General features: G+C 72.0%; 18 protein-coding genes. 6 read left to right on the forward strand and 12 right to left on the reverse strand.

Annotation, left to right across the window (positions count from 1 at the left end; genetic code table 11):
• Positions 1–14: 14 nt before the first annotated feature.
• A complete protein-coding gene (locus ABZ721_RS05720; protein ID WP_358787313.1) occupies positions 15–1,082 on the forward strand; it encodes an aldo/keto reductase in 1,068 nt (355 codons plus the stop codon).
• A gap of 100 nt (positions 1,083–1,182) precedes the next feature.
• On the opposite strand, the gene ABZ721_RS05725 is transcribed toward ABZ721_RS05720, so the two are convergent.
• Positions 1,183–2,253, reverse strand: coding sequence for a lytic polysaccharide monooxygenase (locus tag ABZ721_RS05725; protein WP_358787314.1), 1,071 nt, complete (start codon positions 2,251–2,253; stop codon positions 1,183–1,185).
• A 275-nt stretch (positions 2,254–2,528) separates the two neighbouring features.
• Between ABZ721_RS05725 and ABZ721_RS05730 the strand changes: the two genes are divergently transcribed.
• On the forward strand, positions 2,529–3,722 hold the full coding sequence (locus ABZ721_RS05730; RefSeq protein ID WP_358787315.1) for a cellulose binding domain-containing protein: 1,194 nt from the start codon (positions 2,529–2,531) through the stop codon (positions 3,720–3,722).
• 67 nt (positions 3,723–3,789) lie between these two features.
• On the opposite strand, the gene ABZ721_RS05735 is transcribed toward ABZ721_RS05730, so the two are convergent.
• Positions 3,790–4,593 carry an NAD(P)-dependent oxidoreductase gene (locus ABZ721_RS05735; RefSeq protein ID WP_358787316.1) on the reverse strand — a complete coding sequence of 268 codons (804 nt, stop codon included), beginning with the start codon at positions 4,591–4,593 and terminating at the stop codon, positions 3,790–3,792.
• A gap of 247 nt (positions 4,594–4,840) precedes the next feature.
• On the opposite strand from ABZ721_RS05735, the gene ABZ721_RS05740 reads away from it, so the two are divergent.
• Complete coding sequence (locus ABZ721_RS05740) at positions 4,841–6,280, forward strand: cellulase family glycosylhydrolase (RefSeq protein ID WP_358787317.1); 1,440 nt, start codon at positions 4,841–4,843, stop codon at positions 6,278–6,280.
• Between the two features lie 117 nt (positions 6,281–6,397).
• Here the strand turns inward: ABZ721_RS05740 and ABZ721_RS05745 are convergent, their stop codons facing one another.
• Both ABZ721_RS05745 and ABZ721_RS05750 read right to left on the reverse strand, forming a co-directional pair.
• On the reverse strand, positions 6,398–6,718 hold the full coding sequence (locus tag ABZ721_RS05745) for a hypothetical protein (RefSeq protein WP_358787318.1): 321 nt from the start codon (positions 6,716–6,718) through the stop codon (positions 6,398–6,400).
• 203 nt (positions 6,719–6,921) lie between these two features.
• A complete protein-coding gene (locus tag ABZ721_RS05750; RefSeq protein ID WP_358787319.1) occupies positions 6,922–7,572 on the reverse strand; it encodes a TetR/AcrR family transcriptional regulator in 651 nt (216 codons plus the stop codon).
• 55 nt (positions 7,573–7,627) lie between these two features.
• On the opposite strand from ABZ721_RS05750, the gene ABZ721_RS05755 reads away from it, so the two are divergent.
• Positions 7,628–8,560, forward strand: a complete 933-nt coding sequence (locus tag ABZ721_RS05755) for an SDR family oxidoreductase (protein ID WP_358787320.1) — start codon at positions 7,628–7,630, stop codon at positions 8,558–8,560.
• Here the strand turns inward: ABZ721_RS05755 and ABZ721_RS05760 are convergent.
• The 4 genes from ABZ721_RS05760 to ABZ721_RS05775 form a co-directional block, all read right to left on the reverse strand.
• Complete coding sequence (locus ABZ721_RS05760; RefSeq protein ID WP_358787464.1) at positions 8,557–9,627, reverse strand: substrate-binding domain-containing protein; 1,071 nt, start codon at positions 9,625–9,627, stop codon at positions 8,557–8,559. The two genes, ABZ721_RS05755 and ABZ721_RS05760, sit on opposite strands and share 4 nt — an antisense overlap.
• A 1,143-nt stretch (positions 9,628–10,770) precedes the next feature.
• Complete coding sequence (gap, locus tag ABZ721_RS05765) at positions 10,771–11,769, reverse strand: type I glyceraldehyde-3-phosphate dehydrogenase (RefSeq protein ID WP_358787321.1); 999 nt, start codon at positions 11,767–11,769, stop codon at positions 10,771–10,773.
• Positions 11,770–11,884: 115 nt separating this feature from the next.
• On the reverse strand, positions 11,885–12,841 hold the full coding sequence (locus ABZ721_RS05770) for a helix-turn-helix domain-containing protein (RefSeq protein WP_358787322.1): 957 nt from the start codon (positions 12,839–12,841) through the stop codon (positions 11,885–11,887).
• A gap of 87 nt (positions 12,842–12,928) precedes the next feature.
• Entirely contained in the window at positions 12,929–13,822 is an 894-nt protein-coding gene (locus ABZ721_RS05775) for a helix-turn-helix transcriptional regulator (protein WP_358787323.1), read from the reverse strand.
• Between the two features lie 168 nt (positions 13,823–13,990).
• On the opposite strand from ABZ721_RS05775, the gene ABZ721_RS05780 reads away from it, so the two are divergent.
• Entirely contained in the window at positions 13,991–14,206 is a 216-nt protein-coding gene (locus tag ABZ721_RS05780; protein ID WP_358787324.1) for a 4-oxalocrotonate tautomerase family protein, read from the forward strand.
• Between the two features lie 32 nt (positions 14,207–14,238).
• Here the strand turns inward: ABZ721_RS05780 and ABZ721_RS05785 are convergent, their stop codons facing one another.
• Complete coding sequence (locus tag ABZ721_RS05785) at positions 14,239–14,862, reverse strand: XRE family transcriptional regulator (RefSeq protein ID WP_358787325.1); 624 nt, start codon at positions 14,860–14,862, stop codon at positions 14,239–14,241.
• Between the two features lie 93 nt (positions 14,863–14,955).
• Here ABZ721_RS05785 and ABZ721_RS05790 point away from each other — a divergent pair, with 93 nt between their 5' ends.
• Positions 14,956–15,969, forward strand: a complete 1,014-nt coding sequence (locus ABZ721_RS05790) for an NAD(P)/FAD-dependent oxidoreductase (RefSeq protein WP_358787326.1) — start codon at positions 14,956–14,958, stop codon at positions 15,967–15,969.
• Positions 15,970–16,027: 58 nt separating this feature from the next.
• Here ABZ721_RS05790 and ABZ721_RS05795 read toward each other — a convergent pair whose 3' ends face one another.
• The 3 genes from ABZ721_RS05795 to ABZ721_RS05805 form a co-directional block, all read right to left on the reverse strand.
• Positions 16,028–16,300 carry a DUF3253 domain-containing protein gene (locus tag ABZ721_RS05795; RefSeq protein ID WP_358787327.1) on the reverse strand — a complete coding sequence of 91 codons (273 nt, stop codon included), beginning with the start codon at positions 16,298–16,300 and terminating at the stop codon, positions 16,028–16,030.
• Positions 16,301–16,328: 28 nt separating this feature from the next.
• Entirely contained in the window at positions 16,329–16,661 is a 333-nt protein-coding gene (locus tag ABZ721_RS05800; RefSeq protein ID WP_358787328.1) for a hypothetical protein, read from the reverse strand.
• A gap of 89 nt (positions 16,662–16,750) precedes the next feature.
• Positions 16,751–17,185, reverse strand: coding sequence for a VOC family protein (locus ABZ721_RS05805; RefSeq protein ID WP_358787329.1), 435 nt, complete (start codon positions 17,183–17,185; stop codon positions 16,751–16,753).
• Positions 17,186–17,225 lie beyond the last annotated feature (40 nt).

Consider the following 17,225-nt stretch of genomic DNA (forward strand, 5'->3'; position numbering starts at 1 on the left):
CACAGGAGGACACGATGCCGCTCACCCTCGACACCTACCGACTGCTGGGCCGTTCCGGATTGCGGGTCTCGCCGCTGGCGCTGGGCGCGGCGACCTTCGGCACCGAGTGGGGCTGGGGCGCCGAGCCGGACGAGGCGCGCAAACTCTTCGACCGCTACGTCGAGGGCGGCGGCAACTTCATCGACACCGCCAACACCTACACCGACGGCAGCTCCGAGCGTCTGCTGGGCGAGTTCGCCCGCGACCGCCGGGACAGCCTCGTGCTGGCCACGAAGTACACGACGCTGCGCCGGCCCGGCGACCCGAATTCCGGCGGTGCCCACCGCAAGAGCCTGTTCGCGTCGGTCGAAGCCAGCCTGCGACAGCTGGACACGGACTACATCGATCTTCTCTACCTGCACGTCTGGGATTTCACAACACCCGTCGAGGAGGTCCTGCGCGGCCTGGACGATCTGGTACGGCAGGGCAAGGTCCTGTACGTGGCGATCTCCAACGCCCCGGCCTGGCAGGTGTCGCGCATGCAGGCGATCGCCGACCTGCGCGGCTGGTCGCCGCTGGTGGCGTTGCAGATCGAGTACAACCTGAACGAGCGCACCGGGGAGCGTGACCTGATCCCCATGGCCCGCGAGATGGGGTTGGGCGTGGTGCCGTACTCACCACTGGCCGGCGGGGTGCTCACCGGCAAGTACAGCCGCGACGACCTGCGGGCGGCGAGCGACGTGGCCGATGACGGCACCCGCAGGAACTTCAACATCGCGGGCGGCGGGGTCACCGAGCGCACCCTTCGCATCGCCGACGTCGTACGGGAGGTCGCCACGGAGCTGGGCCGCACGGCCGCCCAGGTCGCGCTCGCCTGGACCCTGCAGCACCCGGCGGTGACGGCCTCACTCGTCGGCGCCCGCACCCTCGCCCAACTGGACGACAACCTCGACGCCCTGGAAGTGTCCTTCACGGCCTCCCAACTGGCCCGACTCGACGCGGCCGGCGCCATCGAACCCGGCTTCCCGCACGACATGCTCGCGAGCGACAGGATGCGCGCGGCGACCTTCGGCGATCTGAAGGTCGAAGCCCGCCGCCGATAGCCGCTCAGGCCCCGAGGACGGCGCAACCGCCGTCCTCGGGGCCGTCATCGCTGTTCTCACACGCGCGGGTGGGCGCGGTGCGGGAGACAGCGTGCGCACGTCACGAGAACGCGCAGCTGATCGAACCGACGGGGAAGTTGTTGCCGGTCGAGTTGGCCGTGAAGCCGAAGGTCGTACTGCCGTCCGGTGGGATCGTCCCGTTCCAGGCGGCGTTGCTCACGTTGACGCTGCTCCCGCTGTTGGACTGCGTGCCGTTCCACAGGCTGGTGATCTGCGTTCCGGTACCGGGTGTCCAGGTCACCTTCCAGTAGCGGCCCGAGGGCGCGGTGCCGTGGTTCATCACCGTGACCTGCGCCTGGAAACCGCCGGTCCAGGCGTTGGAGACCGCGTACATGGCCATGCAGGAGCCCGGATCCCCCGGTGTGGTGGGCGGCGTGCTCGTCGGTGGCGGGGTGCTGGGGACATGGATGCCGGTCACCTCGCCGTGGCCGCCGTCGAAGGCGATGTCGGAGCACGAGAAGAAGTTCTCGTTGCTGTCCGAGCGGACCCACTGCATGAAGACCAGCGCGTTGCCCGTGCGGTTCGAGGGCAGCGCCAGATCCCAGTAGTAGTGGCCGCCGTCGGTACCCGGCGAGCCCACCGCGGGCGGATTGGTGCTGCTGGCGACCTGTTCCAGGTCGGCCCAGGCCAGCGGGCTGGTCGGCGACCAGCCCTGCTTGGTCACGTACACCCGGAAGGTGCCCGGGTGCGCGGCCCAGTTGCTGTACTGCACCTGGATCGTGGAACCCGACGTCAGGTGCGTCCGGGGCCAGTCGTCGCGCGCCGCGTTGTAGCCGGTGAAGTCGTACGGCGACTTGTTGCCCGCGCTGCAGAGCGTCCCGTCGGGGACGTACCCCTGCCCGCGGCCGGCCGCGTTGGAGTCGAGGACCGCGAACCAGTTGTACAGCGACGTCGAGCCGCTCTGGGCCATCGCCGCGGTGCAGGCCGGGTTGGTGGGGGTGAGCGCGCCATTGGCGCTCAGGGCGTCCTCGTGACACAGGTACGTGCGGGAGCCGGGCATCATCGCCACTCCGTGGGCCTGCGCGGAACTCTGGCCCAGGATGACGAGGCCGACGGCCGAGAGCAGCAGGGCGAGAGCGGCGACTAAGGGGAGTTTCCGTGTGTTCTTCAAAGGTGTGCCCTTTCCGGAAACGTCCCCGGGGCCACTGCCCGCCGAAGCCGGGCCGCCGGGGACGGCGTGGGGGGAAACGAGCGCGCTTGTGGGAGCGCTCCCACCAGGGAAGCTAACAGCGGATCAACGGACTGTAAACACCTCTGGACGACTCCGGTCCGACTCCGCCGAAACTCCACCGGCGCCGCTCCGTTGACAGTGCGCAGGCACAGCAGTTGTCATACCTGGGAGCGCTCCCACTGTGCTGTACTCCCCCACACCCGAAAGAGGCACCCATGCCCGCTCGCACTCTTCGATTACTGCGCAGGCCCTGGGCGGTGGCGGCGGCCACCGCCGCGCTGGCCGTGTCGCTGCTGGCTTCCCTGCCCGCCCATAGCTTCGGGGCGGCCGCGGCCGGATGCCGGGTCGACTACACCGCGAACGAGTGGACCGGCGGCTACACCGCACAACTGCACGTCACCAACCTCGGCGCCTCCGTCGGCAGTTGGCAGCTGACCTGGACGTACTCCGGAGACCAGCAGGTCACCTCCGCCTGGAACGCGACCGTCGCGCAGAGCGGCCGCTCGGTGACCGCTGCCAACACGGCCTGGAACGGCGGCCTGCCCAGCGGCGGCACGGTCGACTTCGGCCTGCAGGGGACGGCGCGGGCGGGCGGCCCACAACCCTTCGCCTTCGCCCTCAACGGCGTGCCCTGCGGCGGCGGCACGACCCCGCAGGGCACACCGCCGGACACCCCGCCCACCACATCCCCGACGACGCCGCCCACCACGCCACCGCCGGCGGACTGCGGCAGCGCGACGATCTGCACGGGCTTCGAGGACCAGGGCGGCCCCACCCCGTCCGGGAACTGGCAGGCCGCCGCGCCCGACTGCCAGGGCACGGGCAGCGCCGCCGTCGACACGGCGGTCGCGCACAGCGGTGCGAAGTCGGTGCGGGTGGACGGGCGGGCCGGTTACTGCAACCACGCGTTCGTCGCCTCCACCGCCGACCTGTCGTCGGTCGGCCCGGTGCTGTACGTCCGCCTGTGGGTACGGCACACCACCGCGCTCCCGGCCGCCCACGTGACGTTCGTGTCGATGCCGGACTCCTCCCAGGGCGGGCGGGCTCTGCGGGTCGGCGGCCGGAACGGCGCCCTGCAGTGGAACCGGGAGAGCGACGACGCCACCCTCCCCGCCCAGAGCCCCGCCGGGGTGGCCCTCAGCAGCCCCCTGCCGACGCTGACCTGGCAGTGCCTGCGCTTCGCCGTGGACACCTCCGCGCCGAAGCTCGACACCTGGCTCGGCGACCGGCAGATCCCGGGGCTGCACGCCGACGGCGTCCCCACCCAGGACATCGACCAGCAGTGGCTCGCCCGCACCACGCCGCCGCGGCCCACCACCCTGCGGCTGGGCTGGGAGAGCTACGGCACCGGCGACGACACCCTGTGGTTCGACGACGTGGCCGTCGCCTCCTCACCCATCGGCTGCTGACAGCGCCCGCCTCCCGCGCGGAGCGGCCGGAACGGCCGCGCGGGAGGCAGTGGGCGAACACCGCAGGTCAGGGCCGGATGTGCCGCAACGTGAAGGCGGGCAGTGCGTACGGGCCGGCTTGCGGAGCCCCGGGATCGGCGGGGACGTCGGCGTCGGCAATGTGCGACGCGTGCGCTTCCGCGTTGTCGACGGGCGTGTAGGCCAGTTCGGCTTCCGTGGGCAGCTCCCAGAAGCGCCGGGTGTTGGCGGAGACCGCGTACGCCGTGGCGAAACGCGTGGCGAGCGGGGCGCGGAGCGCGGCACGGCAGAAGCCGACGGCATCGCGCGGGCTGAGCCACGTCGCCAGTTGGCGCACGTCGGCGGGCGCGTCCTCGAAGCTCCCGATGCGCAGGCAGATCACGGACACGTCGAACTTGTCCGCGTACAAACGCCCCAGCGCCTCGACGGCCGCCTTGCTCACCCCGTACAGGCCGTCGGGGCGCACGGGCTCCTGCGGGCGGGTGCGGTGGGCCGTGGGATAGAAGCCGGCCACGCGGTTGCTGCTGGCCAGCACGACCCGAGGGATCGGCGCACGGCGAGCGGCTTCCAGGACGTTGTGGGTGCCCAGCACGTTGGCGTCCAGGAGTTGTTCGAGCGGTGCCTCGTCCGCCAGCCCGCCCAGATGCAGCACGGCGTCGGCGCCCGCGAGCGCGGCCTCGACGGCGGCCGCGTCGCGAAGGTCGACGGTGTGGACGACCTCGTTCGCGGCTTCGACGTCCAGCGCGACGCGGTCGAGCAGGACCATGCGCTCGACCTCGCCGCGCAGCGCCCGGCGCACGACCGAGCCGATCTGTCCAGCCGCCCCGGTGACGGCCACTGTTCCCAGGGCCACTGCGTGCCTCCCCTGTCCGACTACGACAACGCCCTGATCAGGGCAGGCAGCGATCCTCTCATTGACGGTCGTCGCATCCGAACGGGCAGGGGCATATGCGGTTTCCCGCTGTCGGCGGTTCGCGGCGTCCGATCTCTGTACGGGTCGGCCGGGCGCGGTGTACCGTCTCCGCCCGAAGGACTGGGAGCGCTCCCACTTTCATTCGACCCCCACTTGCTCCACTTCGCACCGGCACGGGAGGAAGACGTTGAGACGTCTTATAGCTTTGCTGGCCACTTGCGCGACGGCGGCCCTCGGACTTACGGCACTGCTCAGCCCGGAGGCGTCCGCCGCCCCGGGCTGCCGGGTCGACTACACGGTCACCAACCAGTGGTCAGGAGGGTTCCAGGCCGGTGTGAAGGTCACCAACCTCGGTGACCCCATGAACGGATGGACGTTGCGGTTCGCTCTGCCGGACGCGGGCCAGAAGGTCGTTCAGGGCTGGAGCGCCACCTGGTCGCAGTCGGGGCCGACGGTCACCGTCGCCGCCGCCGACTGGAACCGCACGCTGGCCACCGGCGCGTCCGCCGACATCGGTTTCACCGGCTCCCTCACCGGCGCCAACCCGAAACCCACGGCGTTCACCGTCAACGGGGTCGCCTGCACGGGCTCCGTCGGCGAGCCGACACCGACGCCGACGCCCACTCCGACGCCCACCCCGACACCGACCCCCACCCCGACGCCGACGTCCACGAACCCGGGCGGCAGCGGCACCCCCGTAGGCATCAACGGACAGCTCCACGTCTGCGGCGTCCACCTCTGCAACCAGTACAACCGCCCCATCCAACTGCGCGGCATGAGTACGCACGGCCTCCAGTGGTTCAGCCAGTGCAACAGCGCAACGTCACTCGACGCGCTGGCCAAGGACTGGAAGGCGGATCTGCTGCGCATCGCCATGTACGTGCAGGAGAACGGCTACGAGACGGACCCGGCGGGATTCACCGCCCGGGTGAACAACCTCGTCGACCTGGCCGAGGCCCGGGGCATGTACGCCCTGATCGACTTCCACACGCTCACCCCGGGTGACCCGAACTACAACCTGGCCCGCGCGAAGACGTTCTTCGCCTCCGTCGCCGCCCGCAACGCCGGCAAGAAGAACGTGATCTACGAGATCGCCAACGAGCCCAACGGAGTGAGCTGGGCCGGCATCAAGAGCTACGCCGAGCAGGTCATTCCGGTGATCCGGGCGGCGGACCCGGATGCGGTCGTCATCGTCGGCACCCGCGGCTGGTCCTCGCTCGGCGTCTCGGACGGTGCCAGCGAGAGTGAGATCGTCAACGCTCCCGTGAACGCCGCGAACATCATGTACGCGTTCCACTTCTACGCTGCCAGCCACAAGGACAACTACCGCGCCACCGTCAGCCGCGCGGCAGCGCAGCTCCCCCTGTTCGTGACGGAGTTCGGCACGGTCAGTGCCAGTGGCGCCGGTGCGATGGACCGGGCGAGCAGCACAGCCTGGCTGGACCTGCTCGACCAGTTGGACATCAGCTACGCCAACTGGACCTTCTCGGACGCGTCCGAGAGCAGTGCGGCGCTCCGCCCGGGGACCTGCACCGGCAGCGACTACAGCAGCAGTGGTGTGCTGACCGAGTCGGGGGCGCTGGTCAAGAGCCGCATCAGCACGGCGGACGACTTCCCCACCAGCTGACCGCCTGCAATCGACGGGGCTCCGACCGACCCGGAGCCCCGTCACCCCCATCCGGACACTCGCCGTCCCGGAGCAGGGCGTCCGCACCGCCGACGGCGACTGCGGGGCGCGGGCGCGTCAGGACCAGCCGGGTGCGCCGACCTCCTTCTTCAGGCGGGTGTGCAGGCTCATCCAGCTGCCGCCGGCCATCGACTCCACCACCACCGGATGACGCCACAGCGCCCTGAGCGCTGTCATCCGCACCGCGCGCAGCCGCTCCAGTTCCTGCGCCTGCTCCTGGCTCCAGACTCTGCGGTGGGGAGCGGGATCCGCGCCGTCGGCGGGCTCGTCCGCGGGGGCGTTGTCGATGGCGTCGACGTAGGCGGCCACGGCCGCGTGCGCGTCCTGGAACGCGGCTTGGCAGGCGATCAGGTCCGCGGGAAGTTCGTCCGTCGGCATGCCGGCCACGCTATGCGCCCCTCCCGGGAACCCCGCCCGGCGCGCCGCGCGGACCAGGTGAGTCACCGGTTCGCCGCGCCCAGGGGTGAGGGCGTTCCGCCGGCCGTGCGCATCACCGCGGCCGTTGGGGCGTGGCCCCGGTCCTCCCGCGGTCCCTCCCCATCGCGCCCGGTCGCGTGACGACCGCCGCCGAGGGAGCGCGGTTATGCCGTTGCGCCGGCGTCCGTGACCAGGCGCACGAGGGTGTCGACGAGTTCCTCGGCGGTGGTGCCCAAGCTGTCCGCGCCGAGATGGCCGCTGAGCTCCATGTCCGCGATGCCGTGGGCGCTGGTGAGCAGCAGGGCTGTGTAGTGGCGTGCGTCGCGCTCCCCGACGAGTTCGGCGACGACGGCCAGGAACTCGCTCTGGAAGCGTCCGGCCGCGCGGAGGCGGTCCGCGACGGGGTCGTCCCCCGGGCCGCACAGCTGGCGCCGGACGCGGTCCAGTCCCTCCCGCAGCTCCTCCGGGCGGTGGCCGGGGCGCCGGAACAGGATCTGGTAGAGGTGCGGCTGCTTCCGGCCGACGCCGATGAGGGTGCGGAGGGCGCCGCGCAGCTTGTCGGCGGCCGGCACCCCCTGCTCGGTGCGCAGGGCGTGGACCTGATCGCCGATCCGCTGCCAGCTCTCGGTCGCGATGGCGGTCAGCAGGCTGTCCTTGCCGGTGAAGTGCCGGTACGGCGCTCCCCTGCTCACACCTGCCCGAGCACCCACCTCGCGCAGGGTGACCGCTTCGGGGCCGCCGAGGTCCAGCAGGTCGGCGGCCGCGTCGAGCAGGGCGCGGCGGGTGAGGGCGGCGGATTCCGCGCGGGTGGGCATGGCGCCGATCATACATCCGGTTGACGGTGTCAGCTGAGCTGGTAGCGTGCTTAAGGTGACAACGTCATCCGAAACTCAGAAGCTCATCGTCGTGACCGGAGCCTCCACGGGCATGGGCGCGTCGGCCGCCCGCGCACTGGCGCGCCAGGGATTCCACGTCCTGGCGGGCGTGCGGCGCGCCGGCGACGCCGATGCCGTCCGCGCGACCGGCATCGAGCCGGTCATCCTCGACATCACCCGGTCCGAGCAGGTGGAGGCGCTCGCCGCGCGGGTCGCCGACGACCCGCGCGCGCTGCACGCGCTCGTCAACAACGCCGGCATCCAGGTGAACGGGCCCGTGGAAGCCCTGCCGCTGGCCGAGTGGCGGCGGGTGTTCGAGGTCAACCTGTTCGGCCACATCGCCGTCACCCAGGCGCTGCTGCCCGCGCTGCTGCGCAGCAAGGGCCGCGTGGTCAACATCAGCTCGGTCGGCGGCAAGTTCGCCATGGCCACGTACGGCGCGTACGCCGGATCGAAGTTCGCCCTGGAGGCGGTCAGCGACTCGCTCCGCCGCGAGGTCGCTCCGCTGGGCGTCCAGGTGGTCGTGGTCGAACCCGGCGGCGTCCGTACGGAGATGGCCGCCCGCGGGGTCGCGACGGCCAATCACCTGGCTGCCGCGATGACGCCGGAGCAGGACGCGCGCTACGGCGGCCTGGTGCGGGCGAACAACGCGCTGATGACCTCGGGCACGGCCGCCGGTCTGACCGCCGATGCCGCCGCTCGCGTCATCGCCAAGGCCGTGACGGCGCGCAAGCCGCGCACCCGCTACACCGCGGGCCGGGACGCCGCCCTGATCATCCGCCTGGGCCGGGTGCTGTCCGACCGCACCCTCGACCGGGTGCTCACCGCGAACCTGCGCCGGCACTACCCGAAGCCGTCCCCGGGCGTCCGCCCCGACCGCCGGACCCGCTCGTCCGGCCGAGCGGGCACTCCGGACGCGGGGGTCTAGCTGATGCCGGCGGCCTCGCAGGCGGAGGCGTAGCTGGGGGTGCAGATCTGCACCACGAGGTACACGGCGTCCTTGACGACCGTGTCCTTGAGGTTGTCCTTGGTCACCGACACCGCGGTGAGCAGCTTGGCGGGCACGGTGGTGCCGGAGCCGCTGGTCGCGACGGTGTCCGCGACGGCGCTGATGTCCTCGCCGTTGAGCAGCTTGACCGCGATCTCGGCGGTCGCCTCGGCCTCGGGCTTGAACGCCTTGTAGACGGTGCTGGTCTGCTGGCCGGACAGGATGCGCTGCACACCGGCGAGGTCGGCGTCCTGGCCGGTCAGGGGGACGTCGATGTCCGCGTTCTTGAGAGCGGTGGCGATACCGCCGGCCATGCCGTCGTTCGCGGAGTAGACCCCGTCGATGTTCTTCGCGCCGAGCTGGGCGATGGCCGCCTTGACCTTCTGGCTCGCGACGGTATCCTTCCACAGGCCGCTCTGCTCGTAGGCGATCGTGACCTTGCCGTCGAGCGCCTTGTGGGCACCGGCCTTGAACTGCGCGGCGTTCGGGTCGGCGTCGTCACCGTTGATCATCACGATCTTGGCCGCCGGGGTCGCCTTGCTGCCCATGGCCTCGAGCAGCGCCTGCCCCTGCAGCTCGCCGACCTTCTCGTTGTCGTAGGAGACGTAGGCCGAGACCGGGCCCTGGGCGAAGCGGTCGTACGCGATGACCTTGACGCCCTTGTCCACGGCCTCCTGGACCGACGCCTTGATGCCGACCGCGTCCTGCGCGCCCAGGATCAGGACCTTGACGCCTTGGGCGATCATGTCGCGGACCTGCTGCGCCTGCCGGTCCGGGTTGCCGTCGGCGTTCGCGTACGCGATCTTGCAGTCGGGGCAGAGCGACGTGATCTTGCCGCCGATCAGCGGACGGTCGAACTTCTCGTACCGCTTCGTGGCGTAGTCCGGAAGCAGCAGGCCGATCGACTTGTCCTTGCGGCTGACTCCGCTGTCGCCACCCGTCTCGCCGCAAGCGGCCGCGGACACGGACATCGATACCGCAAGCGAGCATATGACGGCACGACGCATTACCGCGTTCATTCGGGTTGCCTCCCTGACGAGGCCGCACGAGTGCGGCCGAGGTTCACGCGAGTCAACTCCGCCGTTGCCATATCGTCAATAAGTAAACAGTTAACGAGATGGAAACGGCACGGCCGTTAATTGTCTGAACCAATGCACGGTCCGACAACGGGACACCTTCGCCCAGAGCCGGGGCACACGTCGTCAAACCCACCGCCGGCCCCTCCCCAGGGTGCGCGACGGCGGACAGAAAATGACAGTGCGGAGTAGTCGGCTCCCCGAGCCGAGCCCTGAACCTACCGCATGCAATCGGGGCGCCGATCACCACGTCACGCCGGACCGGAGCGCCACCGGGCACGGGCGCCGTCCCGGCGAGAGCGGACGGAGGCCGCGCACGGGTGCGCGGCCGGTCAGCGCGGCGCACGGCCTCCTCCACGTCCCGTGTCGGTGTCGGTTTCCCATCGGATCGCAGAGCAAGGGCTTTCCATTGCGGCGCGAGCGGGGACGCCCGGGGAATCCGCCCGACCCTTTCGAGTCTGGCCTGACCGAAACACGCGGGAAGGGTGATGGTCGCGCCGGAGCGCCCAAGGGAATCCCCGCGCTCTCTCCTTGCACCGACCATCCATCGCCATTCGTTCCGAATACCACCCAGAATCGAACCGGCCGGTAATACAGCCGCGGCGATCCCCCTCAGCCTGCTCCCTCCGACCCCTGAGCGCCGCACTCCGTGCCGGGCCGCGTGCGGACTCCCGCCCCAACACGGCGCCGCCGCCCGGCACTACGGCCGACGTCCACCCATGGCCGCTGACGGGACTCGGCCTGCTGGAGGACCGCCCCGCCAAGGGATGGCCCTCCAGCAGGCCGAGAATCCAGTGCCTGGGATTCCGTATACGATGCGGCCCCCTGAGCGACTCCCCTGACCGGCCAGCATTGCCGGAGCAATTCAGGCAAGGGGGCGGGAACAGGCGGCAAGATGCTCATTCCGCTTGCAGAGCGCGTGCCGCATTTTCACTGACGGACCGTCGCCGAATGAGAAACCCATTCGATCCACCGAGCGCCTACCGGAGCACACGCACTGAGCGCCCCGGTCGGCCGACCGGCCGACCAGAGCGCTCGAAGGGACCGCGGGGCGGGGGCTGTTCCGGTGTGCGGTCAGCGGGCGGCGAGGAGCTCGAGCGTGTCGATCACACGGTTCGAGAAGCCCCATTCGTTGTCGTACCACGCGCAGACCTTGATGTGCCGGCCGTCGACACGGGTGAGGGCCGAGTCGAAGATCGACGAGGCGGGGTTGCCCGTGATGTCGGACGACACGAGCGCGTCGTCCGAGTACTCGAGGATGCCGGCCAGCGGCCCGTCGGCTGCGGCGCGGTACGCCGCGAGTACGTCGTCGCGCGTCACGTCGCGGGCGACGGTCGTGTTCAGCTCGACGATCGAGCCCACCGGAACGGGCACCCGGATCGAGTCCCCCGACAGCTTGCCCTCGAGGTTCGGCAGCACCAGGCCGATCGCCTTGGCGGCGCCCGTCGTGGTCGGCACGATGTTGACGGCGGCGGCGCGGGCCCGACGGGCGTCGCGGTGCGGGCCGTCCTGCAGGTTCTGCTCCTGCGTGTAGGCGTGCACAGTCGTCATGAAGCCGTGCTCGATGCCGGCGAGCTCGTCCAGCACCGCGGCCAGCGGCGCGAGCGCGTTGGTCGTGCACGAGGCGTTCGAGATGATCGTGTGCACGGCCGGGTCGTACGCGTCGGTGTTGACCCCGAACGCGAGCGTGACGTCGGCGCCGTCCGACGGCGCGCTGACGAGCACCTTCTGCGCGCCGGCGTCGAGGTGGGCCCGAGCGGCCTTGGCCGACGTGAAGCGGCCGGTCGCTTCGAGCACGATGTCCACGCCGAGTGCGGCCCAGGGCAGCTGCGCCGGCTCGCGCTCGGCGAGCACGGTGATGCGGCGGCCGTCGACGACGAGGGCGTCCCCGTCGACGGTCACCGGGCGGCCGAGCCGGCCGGCCGTCGTGTCGTAGGCGAGCAGCCGCGCGAGGGTGGCGGGCTCCGTGAGGTCGTTGACGGCGACGACCTCGAGGGTGCTGTCGCGCTCGAGCAGCACGCGCAGCGCGTTGCGTCCGATGCGGCCGAATCCGTTGATGGCGATGCGAGTCATGAGTGGTGTCCCTTCGGTTCCCCACCAGACTCTCGCGCGGCGCCCTCGCGCGGCAGCGGCGTGATCGCCACGGTTCGCAAGGATCGCGCCAGGGATCGCGCCGCGTGGCCGCGGGCTACTCGCCCCGGGTGAACGTGTGCCGGTACTCGCTGGGCGTCGTGCCCAGGATGCGCTGGAAGTGCCGTCGCAGGTTGGCGCCGGTGCCCAGGCCCACGTCGGCGGCGATCTGCTCGACGCCCCGCTGCGAGCGCTCGAGCAGCTCGCGGGCCACGTCGATGCGGGCCCGCATGACCCACTGCATCGGCGTGTATCCCGTGTCCTCCGCGAAGCGCCGGGAGAACGTGCGGGGGGACACCGCCGCGTGCCGGGCGAGGACCTCGAGGGTCAGGGGCTCGCCAAGCCGGTGCAGTGCCCACGCGCGGGTGGCCGCGAACCGCTCGCCGAGCGGTTCCGGCACGCTGCGCGGCACGTACTGCGCCTGACCGCCGCTGCGGTAGGGCGCCGCGACCAGCCGCCGGGCCGCATGGTTCGACGCGGCCACGCCCAGGTCGCCGCGCAGGATGTGCAGGCACAGGTCGATGCCCGAGGCCGCGCCGGCCGACGTCAGGACGCTGCCCTCGTCGACGAACAGCACGTTCTCGTCGACCTGGACGCCGGGGTGCTTCGCCGCCAAGGCCCGCGTGTAGTGCCAGTGCGTCGTGGCGCGCTTGCCGTCGAGCAGTCCCGTGGCGGCGAGCGCGAAGGCGCCCGTCGAGATCGCGGCGAGTCGCGCACCGCGATCGTGAGCGGCGATCAGCGCGGCGACGACCGCTCGCGGCGGGTCGTCGCCGTCCGGGAAGCGGTAGCCGGGGACGAAGACGATATCGGCCCACGCCAGCGCGTCGAGGCCGTGGGCGACGTGGTAGGACAGGCCGTCGCCGCCGGTCACCAGCCCGGGGGCCGCCCCGCACACCCGCACCTCGTACGGCATGCTCCCGCGGGTGGTGAAGACCTGCGCGGGAATCCCGACATCCAGCGGCTTCGCACCCGAAAGCACCAGGACAGCAACGCGGTGGAGAGGGGAAGCCGGCACGGAACCAGGGTACGTGGGAGCCGACTTCGCTCCGTCCACGGTGCCGACCGGGCGGACCGACATCTGCCGACTGGCATCCGCCGAGCGTCAGCGTCCTCGGGGCGCCGGTGCCGGGGTGCGCCCCGTCGAAGTGGCGGGGGCGGCCATGTCCTGCGTGCCGATGACGCCGAGCAGTTCGAGTTGTGCCGCGCCCTCGGTGCCGGGCGGGGACGTGAACCACAGGAGTCGCTGGCGGCCGTCCTCGCTGAACAGGGTGTGGCAGTCCAACTCGATGACGCCCAGCGCCCGGTGCACGATGCGCTTGTGATCGGTGCGGCGCAGCCCGACGTCGTGGGCGTCCCACAGGTCGGCGAACTCCGCGCTGCGCCGCCGCAGCGCGGCCGTCATCTTCGCGACCTCGCTGTCGCGGCCCCGGCGGGCCGCGACTGCTTGCAGGTCCGCGACGAAGGCCCGGGAGTGGTGCGGATGGTCCTCGGACGGATAGACCGCGCGGGCGGCCGGATCGGTGAACCAGCGGAACGCGAACCCGGTGGCGGGGCCGCGCGGCTCCGGGGCCCGGCCGACCAGGGCCGCGGCCAGCTCGTTCTGCACGAGCGTCTCGTGCAGGTCGGTGATGACCTGGGCCGGGGTGGTCGCCAGCCGGTCCAGCAACCCGAGCAGGGCGGGCTGGACGTGCCGTGCGCTCGCGCCGAGCACCGACTCGGGCAGCGGGCGGTCGGCGAGATGGAACAGGTGGTCGCGCTGGTCGCCGCCCAGTCGCAGTGCCCGGGCGAGGGCGAGCAGCGTCTGGGACGAGGGCTGGGCGCCGCGTCCGCGCTCCAGTTCGGTGTAGTAGTCGGCCGACAGGCCCGCCAGTTGCGCCACCTCCTCGCGGCGCAGGCCGGGCACCCGGCGCCGGGGTCCGACGGGCAGGCCGACGTCGGCCGGCCGGATGCGATCACGCCGGGACCTGAGAAAGGCCGCAAGTTCGGGGAGGTTCACCCGCCCATCGTCGCCTGTCGGGCGGGGTCGGAGCCAGGGGCCGGCAACCCCAGGGTGGGTTCAGCCCTGGCCGGAGCAGGTGGGGTGGACGGATGGTGGGGCCCCTCGGGGTCGACCGGCTGCTCGTCGTGAGCTGTGCCGGCGCCCCCCGCAAGGAAAGAGAGCACCATGCCGTTCGCGAATTTCAAGGTCCCCGCCGGCGCCCTCACCGCGGAGCAGAAGGAGCAGATCATCACGCGCACCACCGACCTGTACGCCGAGATCTTCGGCGACCGTGCCCGGGCCACCACCCTCGTCCTGGTCGAGGAGGTCGCCGACGCCGGGTGGGGCATCGGCGGCGGCGTCCTGACGCTTGCCAGGATCCAGCAGGCGCCGCAGGAGTGACGGGTGCCGGCCCACGGCGACGGGCGGTCGGCTCACGGCGACGGGCGGTCGGCCCCTCCCGGCTTCTCCGTACCGGCCTTTCCCGCACCCGCCTTGTCCGCGCCCTGGTGGCCGCGGCGGGCGTCCCGGTCGAAGATGCCCAGGATCTCGCACGGGCCGCCCTCCGCGCCGATGGCGTGCGGCAGCATGGTGGGGAACTCCGCGGCCTGATTGGTCTCGACGCGAAAGCGCCGGTTGCCCAGCAGCAGGATGGCGGTCCCGGACAGGACGACGAGCCATTCGTGGCCCGGGTGGGCCCGCATCCGCGCGGGGTTGTCGGGCGGCGGTCCCGTGATCCGCTGCCGGATGACCGTCATGCCCGGGTCGGCCCGCACGGGCCAGCGCATCTGCTGGTGGGCCGCATCGATGATCGGGCTGGAGATGACGTCGTCCGCGGCCGTCTCGACCAGCTGGTCGAGTGAGGTGTCCAGGGCGCGGGCCAGGGTGACGAGCTGGTCCAGTGCGAGGCGCCGGTGACCCGTCTCGATCCTGCTGAGGGTGGAGGGACTGAGGCGGGCACGGCCGGCCAGCTCGTCGAGCGACCAGCCCTGGGCCACCCGCAGGGCGCGGATCCGCTTGCGTACCAGGCTGTCCAGCTCGCCATCGTCTTGCGTCATAGGCAAGATCATATGCCTTGTGCGCAGACCATGCCTAGCGTGGGGCACGCAGGGTCCGCCCAGGACCCGCTCATCTCACGAAGGGCAATCGCCATGTCCGAGACCATTGACGAGTACGCGACCGACACCCTTCCCGAGCGGACCGTCGACGCCGTGGTGATCGGCGGCGGCGCCGCAGGGCTCAACGGCGCGCTGATGCTCGCCCGCTCCCGCCGCTCGGTCGTCGTGATCGACGGCGGCACACCCCGCAACGCGCCCGCCGAGGGCGTACACGGTCTGCTCGGACTCGAAGGGATCGCGCCGGCGGAACTGCTGCGCCGGGGTCGGGAGGAGGTGCGCGGCTACGGCGGGCGGATCGTGGCCGGCGAGGTGGTCGCCGCCGCGCCGTCCGATCCGACCCCCGACGGCGATCCGCGCTTCGCCGTGACCCTGGCCGACGGCCGGGTCCTGCGGGCGCGCCGGCTGCTGGTCGCCACCGGGTTGCGCGACGTGCTGCCCGACCTCCCGGGGCTGGCTCCGCACTGGGGACACGGCGTGGTGCACTGCCCGTACTGCCACGGCTGGGAGGTGCGCGACGAGCCCATCGGTGTCCTGGCCGTGGGCCCGGCCTCGCTCCACCACGCGCTGCTGTTCCGGCAGCTGACCGACGACCTGGTCTACTTCGCCCACGGCACCGATCTGGACCAGGACACCCGCGCGCGCTTCGCCGCCCGCGGCATCCGCGTCGTGGACACCCCGGTGGCCGCGGTGGAGTCCGCGGACGACGACGGCATCGCCGGCCTGCGGCTGACCGACGGCCGGTTCGAGGCCCGCCGGGTCCTGGCGGTCGCGACCACACTGCAGGCCCGCACCGACGGCCTCGCCGGGCTGCGCCTGCCGACGCGGGACCTGCCGAACGCCATGGGCCGCCACTTCGCGACCGGCATGGCGGGCAGCACGGACGTACGGGGTGTCTGGGTGGCGGGCAACGCCACCGACCCGATGGCCCAGGTCGGAGCCTCCGCGGCAGCCGGCGCCCTGGCCGGGGCCCACATCAACGCCGACCTGGCGAGCGCTGACACCGACGCGGCACTGACCGCCGCCCAGCGCGACGCGGCGGCCGCCTGACCGGCCCGTCGTTGAACAGCAAGGGGGCGGAAGGGGACGGTCGTTCGGTCCGGCGGTCTCAGTGGACGCGGCGGATGCGGATCGGGCCGCGGGCTGTTGTCAGGTCGACGGGGCGCCCGGCCTGGGTGATCTCCACCTGGCCCGCGGCCACCAGCCGTCCGGCGGCGCGGCGGGCCGGGTCCATCAGCGCGCGCCAACCGTCGTCGTCACCTGCGTACACCGCGCGGGCGGCGTCGGAGGGGCAGATGGTCGCGGTCGGGCCGCGGCGCTCCAGCAGCTGGAGGATCTCCCGCTCCAGGCGCTGGTCCAGCTGTCGATCGGTGGCCGTCACTCCCCCAGTGTCGCACCGACCTGCACCTTCACGGCTGGTCGAGCTCGGCCAGGCCTTCGGTCCAGCGCGCCCGGCGCTCCGCGTCGCTCTGCTCCCACCAGGCCGTTCCGCGCTCGCCCAGGGCGACCTTGGCCGTCTGCACGCGGGCGCGTGCCGCGCGCTCCGCGTCCTCGTCGCCTGCCCGCCGGGCGGCGGCGATCGCCCGCCGGGCCGCCATCAGGTGGACGCGCAGGCGGGCGGAGTCGTCTTCCGGGATCAGCGGGTCGGTGGCGCGCCACCGCCGGCCGTCGATGACGACGTGATGCCCGTCCGGCGTGTGCGGCGGCTGCGAGTCTCGGGTCACCCCGTCACTGTGCCGCATGCGCCGGCTCGGACCGCCGGCGCCGGGCCGGTCCGGCGCCGGCACCCGCGCCATGGCGTACCCCGCCGGTGCCCTGTCCCGGAGGCCGGTCAGTCGAGGCAGAACTCGTTGCCCTCGACGTCCTGCATCACGAGGCACGATTCGTTCTCCGCGTCGGCACGCAGCAGGCGCACGCGGGTCGCGCCGAGCGGGATCAGTCGCGCGCATTCGGCCTCGAGGGCGGCCTCGCGCTCCGCACCCACGAGCCCGGTGCCCACCCGCACGTCGAGGTGGAGCCGGTTCTTGACGACCTTGCCCTCGGGAACGCGCTGGAAGTAGAAGCGCGGTCCGCCGTCCACCGGCTCGATGACCGCGTGTGCCGGCCCCTGCTGCCCGGGTGGCAGGGTCTGCTCGTACTCGCCCCACGTGCCGAACCCCTCCGGCGGCGGAGGTACGTCGTGGCCCAGCACCTGACGCCAGAAGCGGGCGACCCGCTCGGGCTCCGCGCAGTCGAAGGTGATCTGGAACTGCTTGATCGACGTCATCGGACCACCATAAGGGCGGTGTTCGCGGTCGTGAACCCGC

This window comes from Streptomyces sp. NPDC006733 (assembly GCF_040636125.1).
In the GTDB taxonomy this organism is placed as follows: domain Bacteria; phylum Actinomycetota; class Actinomycetes; order Streptomycetales; family Streptomycetaceae; genus Actinacidiphila.

What these genes read in the sequence shown, in the direction of transcription:
- ABZ721_RS05720 (WP_358787313.1), top strand. Translation starts at nt 15, where the DNA reads ATGCCGCTCACCCTCGACACCTACCGACTGCTGGGCCGTTCCGGATTG.
- ABZ721_RS05730 (WP_358787315.1), top strand. Translation starts at nt 2,529, where the DNA reads ATGCCCGCTCGCACTCTTCGATTACTGCGCAGGCCCTGGGCGGTGGCG.
- ABZ721_RS05745 (WP_358787318.1), bottom strand. Translation starts at nt 6,718, where the DNA reads ATGCCGACGGACGAACTTCCCGCGGACCTGATCGCCTGCCAAGCCGCG.
- ABZ721_RS05750 (WP_358787319.1), bottom strand. Translation starts at nt 7,572, where the DNA reads ATGCCCACCCGCGCGGAATCCGCCGCCCTCACCCGCCGCGCCCTGCTC.
- ABZ721_RS05760 (WP_358787464.1), bottom strand. Translation starts at nt 9,627, where the DNA reads ATGCGTCGTGCCGTCATATGCTCGCTTGCGGTATCGATGTCCGTGTCC.
- gap (WP_358787321.1), bottom strand. Translation starts at nt 11,769, where the DNA reads ATGACTCGCATCGCCATCAACGGATTCGGCCGCATCGGACGCAACGCG.
- ABZ721_RS05780 (WP_358787324.1), top strand. Translation starts at nt 13,991, where the DNA reads ATGCCGTTCGCGAATTTCAAGGTCCCCGCCGGCGCCCTCACCGCGGAG.
- ABZ721_RS05785 (WP_358787325.1), bottom strand. Translation starts at nt 14,862, where the DNA reads ATGACGCAAGACGATGGCGAGCTGGACAGCCTGGTACGCAAGCGGATC.
- ABZ721_RS05790 (WP_358787326.1), top strand. Translation starts at nt 14,956, where the DNA reads ATGTCCGAGACCATTGACGAGTACGCGACCGACACCCTTCCCGAGCGG.
- ABZ721_RS05800 (WP_358787328.1), bottom strand. Translation starts at nt 16,661, where the DNA reads ATGCGGCACAGTGACGGGGTGACCCGAGACTCGCAGCCGCCGCACACG.
- ABZ721_RS05805 (WP_358787329.1), bottom strand. Translation starts at nt 17,185, where the DNA reads ATGACGTCGATCAAGCAGTTCCAGATCACCTTCGACTGCGCGGAGCCC.